Source organism: Mesorhizobium sp. USDA 4132, from assembly GCF_056279545.1.
The window spans coordinates 1,519,513-1,533,380 of record NZ_JBWCCP010000002.1; the positions used below are offsets into that span (position 1 = coordinate 1,519,513).

12 protein-coding genes and 1 pseudogene are annotated in these 13,868 nt (G+C 61.3%); 11 read left to right on the forward strand and 2 right to left on the reverse strand.

Translation table 11 applies throughout. The annotated features are described in order from the left end of the window. Positions 1-3: 3 nt before the first annotated feature. On the reverse strand, positions 4-789 hold the full coding sequence (locus tag ACZ9IU_RS29895) for an IclR family transcriptional regulator (protein WP_040125697.1): 786 nt from the start codon (positions 787-789) through the stop codon (positions 4-6). 211 nt (positions 790-1,000) lie between these two features. On the opposite strand from ACZ9IU_RS29895, the gene ACZ9IU_RS29900 reads away from it, so the two are divergent. From ACZ9IU_RS29900 to ACZ9IU_RS29920, 5 genes are read left to right on the forward strand one after another with little or no spacing between them, the layout of a single operon-like run. Beyond that, the gene (locus ACZ9IU_RS29900) at positions 1,001-2,521 is read left to right on the forward strand and encodes an ABC transporter substrate-binding protein (protein ID WP_040124180.1); all 1,521 of its coding nucleotides are present in this window, start codon (positions 1,001-1,003) and stop codon (positions 2,519-2,521) included. 41 nt (positions 2,522-2,562) lie between these two features. Further along, complete coding sequence (locus ACZ9IU_RS29905; protein ID WP_040124178.1) at positions 2,563-3,483, forward strand: ABC transporter permease; 921 nt, start codon at positions 2,563-2,565, stop codon at positions 3,481-3,483. Continuing rightward, complete coding sequence (locus ACZ9IU_RS29910) at positions 3,480-4,397, forward strand: ABC transporter permease (protein WP_040124176.1); 918 nt, start codon at positions 3,480-3,482, stop codon at positions 4,395-4,397. The genes ACZ9IU_RS29905 and ACZ9IU_RS29910 overlap by 4 nt, the downstream gene beginning before the upstream one ends. Then, on the forward strand, positions 4,397-5,368 hold the full coding sequence (locus tag ACZ9IU_RS29915) for an ABC transporter ATP-binding protein (RefSeq protein WP_040124174.1): 972 nt from the start codon (positions 4,397-4,399) through the stop codon (positions 5,366-5,368). The genes ACZ9IU_RS29910 and ACZ9IU_RS29915 overlap by 1 nt, the downstream gene beginning before the upstream one ends. Further along, on the forward strand, positions 5,365-6,363 hold the full coding sequence (locus tag ACZ9IU_RS29920) for an ABC transporter ATP-binding protein (RefSeq protein ID WP_040124173.1): 999 nt from the start codon (positions 5,365-5,367) through the stop codon (positions 6,361-6,363). Before ACZ9IU_RS29915 ends, ACZ9IU_RS29920 begins: the two co-directional genes overlap by 4 nt. On the opposite strand, the pseudogene ACZ9IU_RS29925 reads toward ACZ9IU_RS29920, so the two are convergent. Next, a pseudogene (locus tag ACZ9IU_RS29925) lies at positions 6,321-6,461 on the reverse strand (L-idonate 5-dehydrogenase); the annotation flags it as partial. The gene ACZ9IU_RS29920 and the pseudogene ACZ9IU_RS29925 sit on opposite strands and share 43 nt — an antisense overlap. 176 nt (positions 6,462-6,637) lie before the next feature. Here ACZ9IU_RS29925 and ACZ9IU_RS29930 point away from each other — a divergent pair. The 6 genes from ACZ9IU_RS29930 to ACZ9IU_RS29955 all read left to right on the forward strand — a co-directional run bounded on the left by ACZ9IU_RS29930 (position 6,638) and on the right by ACZ9IU_RS29955 (position 13,861). Beyond that, positions 6,638-7,573, forward strand: a complete 936-nt coding sequence (locus tag ACZ9IU_RS29930) for a helix-turn-helix domain-containing protein (protein WP_498957840.1) — start codon at positions 6,638-6,640, stop codon at positions 7,571-7,573. 138 nt (positions 7,574-7,711) lie between these two features. Next, complete coding sequence (gene adh / locus ACZ9IU_RS29935) at positions 7,712-9,223, forward strand: aldehyde dehydrogenase (protein ID WP_498957853.1); 1,512 nt, start codon at positions 7,712-7,714, stop codon at positions 9,221-9,223. A 553-nt stretch (positions 9,224-9,776) separates the two neighbouring features. Then, positions 9,777-10,709, forward strand: a complete 933-nt coding sequence (locus tag ACZ9IU_RS29940; protein ID WP_477489908.1) for a LacI family DNA-binding transcriptional regulator — start codon at positions 9,777-9,779, stop codon at positions 10,707-10,709. A gap of 42 nt (positions 10,710-10,751) precedes the next feature. Then, entirely contained in the window at positions 10,752-11,990 is a 1,239-nt protein-coding gene (locus ACZ9IU_RS29945; RefSeq protein WP_040124168.1) for an ABC transporter substrate-binding protein, read from the forward strand. A 78-nt stretch (positions 11,991-12,068) separates the two neighbouring features. Then, entirely contained in the window at positions 12,069-12,986 is a 918-nt protein-coding gene (locus tag ACZ9IU_RS29950; RefSeq protein ID WP_040124167.1) for a carbohydrate ABC transporter permease, read from the forward strand. Beyond that, a complete protein-coding gene (locus ACZ9IU_RS29955; RefSeq protein ID WP_040124165.1) occupies positions 12,983-13,861 on the forward strand; it encodes a carbohydrate ABC transporter permease in 879 nt (292 codons plus the stop codon). The genes ACZ9IU_RS29950 and ACZ9IU_RS29955 overlap by 4 nt, the downstream gene beginning before the upstream one ends. Positions 13,862-13,868: the final 7 nt, after the last annotated feature.

Sequence of the window (13,868 nt, forward strand, 5' to 3'; positions counted from 1 at the left end):
CTCTTATTTGGACATCGGATGAACGCCGTTGATAGCCTTCATCACCATGGCAGCGGCGTCAAGGACTTCGCGCTTGATTGATCGAGCGCGCTCCGGCGTCGCCTCGCCGATGAACGGCACGCTGACGGTGGCGACCAGGCGACTTGCAGAATCGAATATGGGAGCGGCGAAAGCTCGCAGGCCGAGATTGGATTCCTGATTGTCTTCCGCACTTCCGCTGCGGCGAATTTCAGCGAGCGCTTCCTTCAACGTCTCAGGATCGGTGATCGTATACGGCGTCCGGGCCTCTAGCCCGCCGGCGCAGTAGACCTCGATCTCGTTGTAGTCGGAATAGGCCAGAGCAAGCTTGCCGGCCGCACCGACATGCTTGCGCGAACGCCCGCCGACCTTGATGAACAGGGCGTAGTCGCCAGGGCTGGAAGCCGCAAATATCGTCATCATTTCATTACCTTCGGGTGCCGCCAGCCTGAAGGATTCGTAGATCCTGTCGGCCGCAGCTGCCAGGATCGGCCTCGCCGCCTCGATCAACGTCACCCTATCCGCGCCGGGCGAAATACGCCGCGCGAGCTGCACGAATTTCGGCCCCAGCTCGTAGGAAGCTCCGCCATTCACCCGAGCCACAAGCCCATGCGCGGTCAGTGAATTGAGGATGCGATACACGGTCGAACGAGGCACTCCGAGCTGATCGACCAATGCGCCGAGCGAAATTCCGGTCCTCGCATCGGCGACCGCCTCAAGCAGATGCGCCGTCTTTTCCACCACCGGAGACCCATGCTTTGGTTCAATCATGAACTTCAAATTCCATATGCGGATTGCCTGCCTTGACTTCTTGAGATCGAACGAGCATGTTGGGGTCGCAAGTGTCATATTTGACACTACGCACTTGCAGGAGGAAGTAAAGCCATTTGAGCGCGGGCTGTCCCCGCGGACCCGGATGACTTTGAGGAAGAGATCACCGAAGCGCCGTATGCGGTTCGATTGGATTTGGAGGAGGGCTCTCATGAAGAAGATCACGGCTATCCATGCGTTGAGCATGGGGCTTGCAATGTCGTTGGCGGCAAGCGTCGCAATTCCCGCTCGCGCGGCCCCGGACAAGCTGACGGTCGTGGTGACGGACGAGCCGAAATCGCTCGACCCGTGCGATACAGACCTCTCGGGCAATTCACGCATTCTGCACAACAACATCACCGAAGCGCTCGTCAATCTCAGCCCCAAGGATGGTTCTGTCGTCCCGAGCCTCGCCACCAGCTGGCGGCAGGTCGATAGCCTGACCTGGGAGTTCAAGCTGCGCCAAGGCGTGACCTTCCACGACGGCAAGGCGTTCGATGCCAATGCGGTCATCGCGGCTCTGAAGCGGGCCCAGGATCCGGCCCTCGCCTGCGAAGTGGGACAAGCCACGCTCAAGGGCATCAAACTCAATGCAGAAGCCGTGAACCCAACGACCCTCCTCGTAAAGACGGACGTTGTCGAGCCGATCCTCCCGAACAAACTGTCCGCCCTGGACATCGGTTCGCCGGCAACCCCGGGCGACGCCAAGACGCGCAACCCAGCTGGAACCGGACCTTACAAGCTGGTCGCGTGGACGCCCGGCCAGTCGGTCGGTCTCGCGGCCTATGAAGGCTATTGGGGCGACAAGCCGGCAATTCCCAAAGCGACGATCATCTGGCGCTCCGAGTCCGCGGTGCGGGCCGCGATGGTCGACACCGGCGAAGCGCAGATCGCCTATGAAATCGCACCCCAGGACGGCACCACCGGACAGGATCATGCCTTCCCAAACGCCGAAACCTCGCTGTTGAGGATCGATGCGCAGATTGCACCCCTCAACGACAAGCGCGTTCGCGAAGCACTCAACCTTGCGATCGACAGGGATGGCCTCATCGGAACGATCTTCCACAAGGACGCTCAAAAGGCGATGCAGGTCGTGCCACCGTCGGTCTTCGGCTTCAATCCTGACATTCCCGTTTGGAACTACGATCCGGAAAAGGCGAAGTCCCTGCTTGCGGCCGCCAAGGCGGATGGCGTGCCGGTCGACAAGGAAATCGTCATCTACGGCCGCATCGGCATCTATCCGAACTCGTCCGAAAGCCTGGAGGCTATTCAGGCCATGTTGGCGGATGCCGGTTTCAACGCTCGGCTTGAAATGCTCGAGACAAGCCCGTGGCTGAAGCGGCTGCTGAAGCCGTGGAACAAGGATCGCCCGCCCTCGATCCTGCAGACGCAGATCGACAATGCCGAGGGCGATGCCGTGTTCACGCTGCCGAACCGCTTTACCACGGATGGCAACCAGTCGACCATCACGGACGCCGGTCTCGACAAGCTGATCGCCGATGCCTCGAAGGCGACCGGTGACGAGCGCAAGAAGTTGTTCCAGCAAGCCTTCAAGTACATCGCCGTCGATACGGTCAACATCGCACCGCTCTTTCACATGGTCACAATCGCCCGTGTCGCCAAGAACGTGAACTATATGCCTGATGTGCAGGCCGGCAACGAGATCAAGCTGAAGTCGATCAGTTACCGTTGATCTGCCCGACCGACGGCTTGTATGTCGCTTGAGGAGAGCGGATGTCCTTCACCTATTTCCTGAAACGTGCGGCCTTCGCGGCGCTCGCGCTTGCGGCGCTGATGACATCCGCTTTCTTCCTCGTGCGGTTGACGGGCGATCCCGTCAATCTCTACCTGCCGGTCGACGCTTCGGATGCGGCGCGCGAAGCCATGCGCATCCGCCTTGGGCTCGATCGCTCGCTCCTGGCCCAGTTCTTCGATTGGGGTTGGGATATTCTCAGCCTCGATTTCGGAATGTCTCTCTGGCACAATCGCCCGGCCATGGACGTGGTGCTGGAGGCGCTGCCGAACACGCTGGCACTTGGCGCCATCGCCTTGGCTCTGGCCTTCACCGCCGCGATCGTCATGGGATCCATTGCTGCCGTGAATGCCGGTGGCTGGATCGACCGGGGCGTCAATGTCCTGTCGCAGGCAGCTGCAAGCGTGCCGGATTTCTGGCTCGGCCTGATGGGCGTGCTTCTGTTTGCGGTCACCTTCCGCATTCTGCCGACGTCAGGCTTCGGCGGCCCGATTTACTGGGTGCTACCCGTCGCCTGCCTGTTTGCCCGACCTTTCGGAACTCTGGTGCAGATCGTCCGCGGCTCGATGATTGAAGCGCTGAATGCGACATTCGTCCGGACGGCGCGGGCCAAGGGCGCGCGTGACGGACGGGTCACCTTCGTGCACGCGCTTCGGAATGCTCTCCTTCCCGCAGTCACGGTGACTGGCGACCTTGCCGCCCAGTTTGCCGGCGGTGGCGGCGTCGTCGAGGTGGTCTTCGGGTTTCCCGGCATCGGCAAACTCCTGATCGACGGCATTCTGAAACGCGACTTCGCGATCGTCCAGGCATCGATCTTTGCCGTCGCTGTCGTGATCTTCGTCATCAATATCCTGGTCGACATGCTTTATGCCTCGATCGATCCGCGCGTGAGGGTCGAATGACAGACACGTCTGCCGAATTCCTCCCGGCCCGCGAGCGCCGCAGCCGCCGCATCCTCTGGCTCCTGCGTGCGCTCGCGGGTGACTCGATGGCCGTCGCCGCGGCGATCTGGCTGCTGATCGTCGTGCTCGCCATCCTCACCGATTCTCTGTCGCTCCTGGGCGACAACCGCATTTCGCTGAAGGCGCGCAACCTGCCGCCGTTCGACTTCGGCCAGTCCTGGACCTTGTGGCTGGGTGCCGACGCACTCGGACGGCCGCTCCTCGTCCGCCTCATCCAGGCGGCTTCAACCACGATCGGCATCGCCGTGGTGACCGTGCTGACAAGCCTGATCGGCGGAACGCTGCTGGGCGTGATCGCCGGGTATTTCGGCGGCATCGTCGGAAACGTCATCATGAGGATCTGCGATATCATCCTCGGTTTCCCGACCCTGCTGGTGGCACTCTTCGGCCTCTATCTGTTCGGTCCGAGCGTCAGCAACCTCGTGATCGTGCTCGCCGTCACTCGAATGCCGGCCTATATCCGCGTCGCAAGAGCGGAAACGCTCGAGGTCCGCGAACGACTTTTCGTCGATGCGGCGCGCGTCTTCGGTGGCGGACCGACCTGGATCCTGCGCACCCACATCCTCCCTAGCGTCGCACCCACCATGCTGACGCTCGCCTCGGTCAATCTCGCCATGGTCATGTTGTTCGAATCCGGCCTCAGCTATCTCGGCCTCGGCATTCAGCCGCCTTCGGTGAGTTGGGGCCTGATGGTCGCCCAGGGCCAGGGCTATCTGTCGTCCGCCTGGTGGCTCGGCTTTTTCCCCGGCCTCGCCGTCATGCTCACCACCATGTCCTTCAACCTGCTCGCCAACTGGTTCCGGATCGTCAACGATCCGTCGCAGCACTGGCGCCTTGTAAGCCGGAGGCGCTGATGGCCCTTCTCGAAGTCGAGGATCTGCAAGTCAGTTTTGATACGGCGTCCGGCCGCATATTCGCACTCAATGGCGTCTCCTTCTCGCTGGAACGCGGTGAAGTCCTGGCCCTTCTTGGCGAAAGCGGCTCCGGCAAGTCTGTGACTGCATCTGCCATCATGGACCTCGTTCCCAACCCTCCGGGCGCGATCGACCGGGGGTCGATCCGCTTCGACGGGGCGGAACTGTTGAAGCTTTCGCGCAACGAGCGGCGAGATCTGTGCGGCAACCGCATCGCCCTCATCTTTCAGGATGCGCTTGCGGCACTCAATCCCGTCTATCCCGTCGGCTGGCAGATCGCGGAGATGTACCGTATCCACGGCCGCAACCCCGAGGGCGGGGTCGAGAAGGCCGTGATCGACCTCCTGACGGCAATCGGCATTCCCGATCCTGAACGTCGGGCGCGCCAATATCCGCACGAATTTTCCGGTGGCATGCGCCAGCGCATCATGATCGCCATGGCCGTAGCACTCGAACCGGATGTCATCATCGCCGACGAGCCAACGACGGCGCTCGACGTCACGATCCAGGCGCAGGTGGTTGATCTTCTGGCCACAATCCGCAAACGCTGCGATGCAGGAATGATCTTCATCACCCACGATCTGGGCGTGGTGGCCGAACTCGCGGACCGCGTCGCCGTCATGTATGCCGGCCGGATCGTCGAGACCGCAAATGTCTTCGAACTTTTCGAGGATGCACGACATCCCTACAGCGTCGGCCTGCTCGCCTCGCAGCCGCGCGTCGATACCGATGAGGACGAACTGGTGCCGATCCCCGGCTCAGCGCCCAATCCGGTCGCCCTTCCTTCGGGCTGCGCGTTCAGGACGCGCTGTCCGCGCGCTGAAGGGCTCTGCGCCGAGGTCGTCCCTCCCCTTGAAACCGTGGGGCCGGGCCGCCAGGCCGCCTGCCATTTCCCGGTATCGCCAGCATGAACCAGCCTCTTCTCAAAGTCGAAAACCTTTCCCGGCACTTCGGCAGCGGCGCGACGCCGGTGCGCGCAGTCGACGACGTCAGCTTCGAGATCGCCCGCGGAGAGACGCTCGGCCTTGTCGGCGAAAGCGGTTGCGGCAAGACTTCCCTGGTCAGGACGCTCCTGAAGCTCGGGCCGGCTACCAGCGGCAGCGCCGTTCTCGATGGCGTGGAAATCACCAAAGCGAGCGGAAGGGAGTTGCATGAATTGCGCCGCAAGATGCAGGTCGTCTTCCAGGACCCATACCAGTCACTTAATCCGCGCATGCGGGTCGACCGGCTGATCTCCGAACCGTGGGCGCTGCATCCGGGCGCCATGCCAAAGGCCCGCTGGCGGGAAGAAACGGTCAAGCTGCTTGAATCCGTGGGGCTGCGTGCGGAACATGCGGACCGCTATCCTTCCGAATTTTCAGGCGGCCAGCGGCAGCGGCTTGGAATCGCGCGCGCCCTGACACTCAACCCGACGCTCCTCGTCTGCGACGAACCCGTCTCGGCCCTCGACGTCTCGGTTCAGGCACAGGTCGTCAATCTGCTCGCCAGGCTGAGGCGCGAGCGCAATCTGGCGATGCTTTTCGTCGCGCACGACCTTGCCGTCGTGCGGCACGTCGCGGATCGTGTGATGGTCATGTATCTCGGCAAGATCATCGAGACCGGGCCGAAGCAATCGATCTTCAGCGCGCCGGCACATCCCTATACGCAGGCCCTGATGTCGGCCGTTCCGACGCCGGACCCAAGGCTTCGTGGTCATCGCAAGCGCATCGTGCTGCAAGGTGATCTTCCAAGCCCTGCCAATCCCCCGAGCGGATGCCGATTTCGGACGCGCTGCTGGAAGGCCACTTCGATCTGCGCGGAACAGGAGCCCGGACTGACGGCAAGGACGGCTGCCCCGGGATTGCTGACCGCCTGCCACCATGCAGAGGCCGCCTCGAATGCCATGCCGGCGTCTTCGAGGGGATAGGTTCCGGTGAGCAGCGGCTTCAGGTCGACGCTTTTCCTTTCAATCAGGTCGACCGCCAGGCCGAATTCATCGTGGAAGCGGAAAGTGCCCTTCGCCTGGCCGCCTAACCAGCCATTCCAGCGGTGCACACTCGCGCCTCTAGCGCGGAACGTCCAGGCCAGATTACCTGTTTAAGCGAAGACAGGGCTGCCGGCGGGATTCATATTGCCGCAGCCCAAGGAGGTGGTAAGCTTACCGCCAGGGAGGACGTATCATCCGCGGCGAAACCGATCACGTGAACAGGGTTGCAAAGGTTATCGCGTCCGCATCGGACGCGGCGCGGAGTCCGCTTGCTGCTTCCTGGCGACGATCAATGGAACATCACCGGCTGGATCCGGCGGCGCGCCGACCGAACGATCGGGTCGAGGAGGCGGAACTCGACCACCGACGAGCTTGCCTGGATCGCTTCATGAGGGTTGCAACAGCAAGGCTTGACCATCTCTTTGGCCTGGTGGGTGCATCAGGGTGCGGTGTTCTTCTGACCGATTGCGATGGTGTGATCCTGGATCAGCGCTGCAAGGATTCCGATCTGACAGTCTTCCGGGAATGGGGCCTATGGCCCGGCGCGGACTGGAGCGAGGCCAGCGAAGGCACCAACGGAATAGGCACCTGCCTGACCGAGAAAAGAAGCGTCACTATCCACCGCGACGAACACTTCTTCGCCCGCAATACTGGGATGAGTTGCATGGATGCTCCGGTCTTCGGTGCCGATGGCGGCATCATCGCCGCGCTCGATGTGTCTTCTGCCCGGGTCGACCAGACGGAAGGATTCAATCGGCTCATCTCGGCGATGGTGGGGCAGACCGCGCGGTCCATCGAGGCCGATTACTTCCGCGCTACATTTCCAAATTCCCGCATCGTGGTGGCACATACGGACGACGCCGAGATGTCGGTGCTTTTGGCTGTGGATGCCGACGACCTTGTCGTCGGGGCAACACGGGGCGCACGTCGGGTATTCAGATTGGAGCCCACGGGTTTGCTTAAACCCCGCCCTGCGTCGGACCTCTTCGGCGAGGGAGACGAGTGCTTGGGGTTCGACGCTGCGGAACGAGCCGCCGTGATGCGTGCCCTTGCTCGTGCCGAGGGCAACGTGTCGGAGGCCGCTCGGCGATTGGGGATCGGTCGAGCAACCCTTTACCGGCGCATGAGACGGCTGCATATCGGCGAATAGCGCGCCCACCTGTCTCAGATTTGGGACGTTTTGGACCCCTGACCCTCTCCCCCAGGCTGACCAGCCGACCTTTCTGGCGCATCTAGATGTGATCGGGTGGAGGATCCGATCACACGGAGGAGTATTTCCATGAACATCATGACCAAGTCGGCGAGCATCTATGTCTCGCCCTTCAAGGACCGCTATGACAATTTCATCGGCGGCAAGTTCGTTCCCCCAGTCCACGGCCGATATTTCGACAACATCACCCCGATCACTGGCGCAAAGGTCTGCGAAGTTGCTCGATCGGATGGGGCCGACGTTGAGCTGGCGCTGGATGCGGCCCACGATGCCAAGGAGGCCTGGGGCCGGACCTCAGCAAGCGAACGCGCCAACATCCTCTTGAAGATCGCCGACCGGTTGGAAGACAATCTCCAGCTTCTGGCGCAGGCTGAGACGTGGGACAACGGCAAGCCGATCCGCGAAACCACCGCGGCAGATATCCCGCTTTCAGTCGACCACTTCCGCTATTTCGCTTCTGTGTTGCGTGCCCAGGAAGGCACCATGTCCGAAATCGACGCCGACACGGTCGCCTATCACTATCACGAGCCGCTGGGCGTCGTCGGGCAGATCATCCCGTGGAACTTTTCAATCCTGATGGCCGCCTGGAAGCTGGCCCCCGCACTTGCCGCCGGCAACTGCGTTGTACTGAAGCCTGCCGAACAGACACCAGCGGCCATCATGGTGCTGATGGAACTGATCGCCGACCTCCTGCCGGACGGCGTCCTGAACATCGTCAACGGGATGGGGGCCGAGGTGGGAGGCCCACTGGCCAGATCCCCCCGCATTGCAAAGATCGCCTTCACCGGCTCCACCGAGACCGGGCGCATCATCATGCAGGCGGCAACCGAAAACCTGATCCCGGTAACCCTGGAATTGGGCGGCAAGTCCCCGAACATCTTCTTCTCCGATGTGATGGCAGAGGATGACGCGTTCCTTGACAAGGCCGTCGAAGGGTTCGTCCTATTTGCCTTCAACCAGGGCGAGGTCTGCACTTGCCCCAGTCGTGCGCTTATCCAGGAAGACATCTACGAGGCGTTCATCGCACGCTGCATCGAGCGGGTGCGCGCGATCAAACAGGGTGACCCTCGCGACATGCAGACGATGGTGGGAGCACAGGCGAGCCAGGAACAGCAGGACAAGATCCTATCCTATCTGACGATCGGCGTGGAAGAAGGCGCAGAAGTACTGATCGGAGGGGATGCCGCGCGCCTTGACGGGGACCTTTCCAGTGGCTTTTACGTTCAACCAACAATCCTGAAGGGCCACAACAAGATGCGGGTCTTCCAGGAAGAGATCTTCGGCCCAGTGGTTTCTGTCACGACGTTCAAGAATGAGACGGAGGCGCTGCAAATCGCTAATGACACCATATACGGCCTTGGGGCCGGCGTGTGGAGCCGCGACGCCAACCGTTGCTACCGCTTCGGTCGCTCAATCCAGGCCGGCCGCGTCTGGATCAACAATTATCACGCCTATCCGGCCCACGCCGCGTTCGGTGGATACAAGCAGTCGGGCTTTGGGCGCGAGACGCACAAGATGATGCTCGACCACTATCAGCAGACCAAGAACATGCTGGTCAGCTACAACCCAAACAAACTTGGGTTCTTCTGAGCCGAGGATTGCCAAGGGGTGGGTCTTTACGAGCCCACCCCTGATGTTTTCATCCGCTCTTTTCGCCCATATGCCGAGCTAGCTGGATGCGGTATGCCATGCTCGGCCAATTTGCGATCAACGAGTGGGCCATAGACGTGCCGGAGGTAATCCATACCGCCTCGATTGGCACCGGTTCGGCCAACGTTGCCAACCGCCGCTCCGGCCACCAGGTCGTGCTATCACCTCGGTCACGAGTGTCCAGTCGACTGGGTCGAGTACGGCGGCGACGTCTTCCGAAGTCATTGTGATGATCTCTCCTTTCCATGCTTTCGCCCATTTATGTGGGGCGAGAAGGCAAAATTCCATTTTTGCCTGAGGGGTTCGCGGAATCTTGAAACCTCGGCCCACTGAATTGAGAAAACCTTTTCTCACTTGACAATTTCCCTGGTAAAAGGTTTTCTCACCGCAACAGGAGGACAAGAGGCTGGATACGGGGAGGAATAAGAAACGCATTACGATTCATGACGTTGCAGCCGCAGCGGCGGTCAGCATTTCGACTGCGTCGAAAGCTCTGAACAACACCGGCCGCATGGGAGACGAGACACGCGAACGGGTCAAACGGGTGGCCACCGATATCGGTTTTCGTCCGAACGCCCTTGCGCGTGGCCTGCTCAGCAAGCGCAGCTTCACGATCGGGCTTCTCACCAACGACACCTACGGCCGATTCACCTTGCCGGTAATGGCTGGCGTATCGGAGGCACTGGTCGATCACGGCGTTTCGGTTTTCCTCTGCGCCATCGAAGACGACCCGGCGCTTGGGCAGATCCATGTCGAAGCAATGCTCGACAAGCAGGTGGACGGCATCATCGCCACCGGCAAGCGGATGGACAGGAGTTTGCCGGTCGATCTCTCGAACCTGTCGGTTCCGGTCGTCTATGCCTTCACCGAAGGGACGCCGAACAGCGTCATCTTCCGGTCGGACGATGCATATGGCGCAACCCTTGCGGTCGAGTGGCTGCAGTCGATCGGGCGGCGCCGGATCGTCCATGTCACCGGCCCGAAGGACTTTTTCTCGGTGCGCGAACGCGCCGATGCCTACAGCATCGCAGCGGGCGAATGCCAACAGGTGCTTTATGGCGTCTGGTCGGAAAGCTGGGGCCATGAGGCGGTCGGCCTGCTCTGGGAGCGCGCCGGCGACAAGCCGGATGCCTTGTTCTGCGGCAACGACCAGATCGCCCGCGGCACGGTGGATGCCCTGCGCGAACGCGGCATCAAGGTGCCGGAAGATGTTTCGGTGATCGGCTTCGACAATTGGGAGATTGTCGCGGCCCAGACCCGGCCACCGCTGACGACGGTGGACATGGAACTGAAGGAACTGGGGCGGCAGGCGGGATTAACCGTCCTGGCGCTCGCCGAAGGACGGTCCGTCGAGCCGGGCGTGCGGAAACTGCCATGCCGGCTGGTCGTCCGGCAATCGTGCGGGGGTGAAACCCCAAGGGAATGAACAAAGCGCCAGGGAGAATGGCGTCAAATTGGGAGGAGTATCATGATTAAGCGTTTATTGGCTGCGACCAGCGTCGCAACCCTATGCCTGGTAGCCAGCGCATCGGCGGCCGAAAAGGTCGAAATGTGGGTTCGCACCGGTGTCGGCGATGCCTTCAAGAAAACCGTAGAAGCCTATAATTCCAGCCACGAGAGCCAGGTCGCGATGACCGAGGTGCCGTTCTCGGAACTGGTACAGAAATATGCGACGGCGATTGCAGGCGGACAGGCGCCTGACGCGCTGTCGATGGACCTGATCTACAATCCCGCCTTTGCGGCGGCAGGCCAGCTCGAAGACCTGACGGACTGGGCGAAGTCCCTGCCCTATTTCAACTCGCTGTCGCCGTCCCATGTCAAGCTCGGTAGCTATCATGGTCGCATCTACGGGCTGCCATTGTCGGTCGAGACCTCGGTCTTCGCCTGGAACAAGGACCTCTACAAGAAGGCCGGTCTCAACCCGGAAAAGGCGCCGGCAAGCTGGGACGAAATCACCGCCAATGCCGAAAAAATCCGCGCCTTGGGTGACGATACCTATGGCTTCTACTTTTCCGGCGGCGGTTGCGGCGGCTGCATGATCTTCACCTTCACCCCGCTTGTCTGGGGCTCGGGGGCCGACATCCTGTCGGCCGATGGCAAGGCGGCGACCCTCGATACGCCGCAAATGCGCCAGGCCATCAATATCTACCGCAACATGGTCAAGAAGGACCTCGTGCCGGCGGGCGCCGCCAGCGACAATGGGGTGAACTTCCTCTCGTTCACCAACGGCAAGATCGGCCAGCAGAGCCTTGGTGCCTTTGCCATCGGCTCGCTGGTGACCGAGCATCCGGATATCAATTTCGGCGTAACGCTGATCCCCGGCGCGACAGGCGGTACGTCGTCCTTTGCCGGCGGCGACAATTTTGTCGTCACCAAGGGGACGCCGAAGATCGCCGCCGTCAAGAAATTTCTGGAATATATCTATTCCGAGGACGGCCAGAAGATCATGGCCAAATACGGAAGCCTGCCGACACGGGGCGATATTGCCGAAAAGGTCCTGCAAGGTCTCGATCCACGCCTGCAGGTTGGCATAGACGCGATCGCGGTCGCAAAGACCCCTTACACGCTGCAATTCAACGACCTGATCAACAGCGCGAACGGCCCCTGGGCGAGCTTCACCAACGCCGCCATTTTCGGTGACGACGTCGATGGCGCCTTTGCCAATGCGCAAAGCGAAATGCAGTCGATCATCGACAGCGGCCAGTAATCTCCCCAAGGCTGCTGCGACCGGAAGGCGAAAACCCACCTTCCGGTCACCTTTCCACCGTCTCTGCGGAGCACCTGGATGACTGTTTCCGGCTCAAAGACCCTGTTGCCCAGACGCCGGCGCGCCCGCAGAACCGGCTTGCGCGGGCTGGTCTACATCGCGCCGGCGATGGCACTCGTCATCGCCTTCTTCATCATCCCGGTGATCTTCACCGGCTGGATGAGCCTGCACAACTGGCCGCTGATGGGTGGCACGCGCTGGATCGGGTTCAGGAACTACGTCCGCATGTTCCACGACGCCCGCTTCATGTCTGCGCTGCAGTTCACCGCCTACTATACCGTCATCGTCACCATCGCGATCTTCGCCGTCGCCTTTCCGCTGGCGATCTTCGTCGAGAAGCAGCGGCGCTTCGTCAGCGCCTACCGCACCATCATCTTCCTGCCGGTCGTCGTTGGTCTTGCCACGGCTTCGCTGCTCTGGGTGTGGCTTGCCAATGTCGACAGCGGCTTCATCGGTCCGGCGCTGAAAGCACTCGGATTGGTGGACAAGAGCCCGAACCTGCTCGCCACCTTCGACAGCGCCTTCCTCACTATTATCGTCATGGTCGTCTGGAAGATCGCCGGCTTTACGATGATCATTCTGCTCACGGGTCTTCAGGCCATTCCGGCCGAACTGACGGAGGCGGCCCGGATCGATGGCGCAAGCCGCTGGCAGCGTTTCCGGCACCTGACGCTGCCCTTGATGCGCAAAACCATCGCCCTGGCACTGATCATCTCCGTGACCGGCTCGATCCTCGCCTTCGACCAGTTCTACATCATGACGTCGGGTGGGCCGCAGAACCGGATGATCTCGGTAGTCTACTACATATTCAACCAATCCTTCGTGTCCTTCAATCTCGGCTATGGCGCAGCTTTGTCGATAGCACTTCTCGCCATTCTGGTTGCCATCAGCATCATCCAACTCTGGCTGCTTCGCGTCCGGGAGGAAAAACCGTGACACCTGTAAATACGACACCCGCCAAGCAGCGCCGTGCGCGCAAGGCCGTCCGATCAAACGGCGCCTATCATGCCACCGGGATCGCCATTTCGCTGTTCTTCTTGGCGCCCTTCGCCATTGCGTTTCTGGCCTCGTTTCGCCATGGCGCGGAAGCCCGCCTGCCGCCTCTGCCGCCATGGCCGACCAATGGTTTCAGCCTCGATGCCTATGGATCGCTGGACGGTTTCGGCGCCGGAATCTGGCAGCACACGATCAATTCGCTGCTGGTGTCGCTCGCAACCGTTGTGCTGACCGTAGCGGTCAGCCTACTTGCTGGTTACGGCTTCTCCCGCTACCGGTTTCCGCTAAAGAACGTGCTGTTCGTTTTGATCATTGCCACGCTGATGATCCCGTTCCAATCGATCCTGACCCCGCTGTTCATCATTCTTGCTAAGCTCGGGCTGAACAATTCGCTGTTCGGGCTGACGCTTATCTACGTCACGCTGCAGCTGCCCTTCTCGGTCTTCATGATGCGAAACGCCTTCGACGCCGTGCCGAAGGAGATCGAGGAGGCGGCGCGCATCGACGGCGCGCGGGACCTGCGATTGCTGGTGCGCGTCCTGCTGCCACTGGTGCTGCCGGGCGTCGCAACGGTGGCGATCTTCGCCTTCCTCAATGCCTGGAACGAATTTCTCGCAGCCCTGATCCTCCTCGCCAGCAACGAGAAATACACCCTGCCCGTCCTGATGATGGCAGTGCGCGCCGGCCGTCTCGGCGCGGTCAACTGGGGCGCGGTACAGGCCGGCGTCGCGGTCATGACGATCCCCTGCCTGATCGTCTTCCTGCTTTTGCAACGCTATTACATGCGCGGGCTGATGGCCGGTGCGGTGAAATGATCCCAAG

Bases quoted from the DNA above. Each gene is read 5' to 3' on its own strand.
- ACZ9IU_RS29895 (WP_040125697.1), bottom strand. From the start codon at position 789: ATGATTGAACCAAAGCATGGGTCTCCGGTGGTGGAAAAGACGGCGCAT.
- ACZ9IU_RS29900 (WP_040124180.1), top strand. From the start codon at position 1,001: ATGAAGAAGATCACGGCTATCCATGCGTTGAGCATGGGGCTTGCAATG.
- ACZ9IU_RS29905 (WP_040124178.1), top strand. From the start codon at position 2,563: ATGTCCTTCACCTATTTCCTGAAACGTGCGGCCTTCGCGGCGCTCGCG.
- ACZ9IU_RS29910 (WP_040124176.1), top strand. From the start codon at position 3,480: ATGACAGACACGTCTGCCGAATTCCTCCCGGCCCGCGAGCGCCGCAGC.
- ACZ9IU_RS29915 (WP_040124174.1), top strand. From the start codon at position 4,397: ATGGCCCTTCTCGAAGTCGAGGATCTGCAAGTCAGTTTTGATACGGCG.
- ACZ9IU_RS29920 (WP_040124173.1), top strand. From the start codon at position 5,365: ATGAACCAGCCTCTTCTCAAAGTCGAAAACCTTTCCCGGCACTTCGGC.
- adh (WP_498957853.1), top strand. From the start codon at position 7,712: ATGACCAAGTCGGCGAGCATCTATGTCTCGCCCTTCAAGGACCGCTAT.
- ACZ9IU_RS29945 (WP_040124168.1), top strand. From the start codon at position 10,752: ATGATTAAGCGTTTATTGGCTGCGACCAGCGTCGCAACCCTATGCCTG.
- ACZ9IU_RS29950 (WP_040124167.1), top strand. From the start codon at position 12,069: ATGACTGTTTCCGGCTCAAAGACCCTGTTGCCCAGACGCCGGCGCGCC.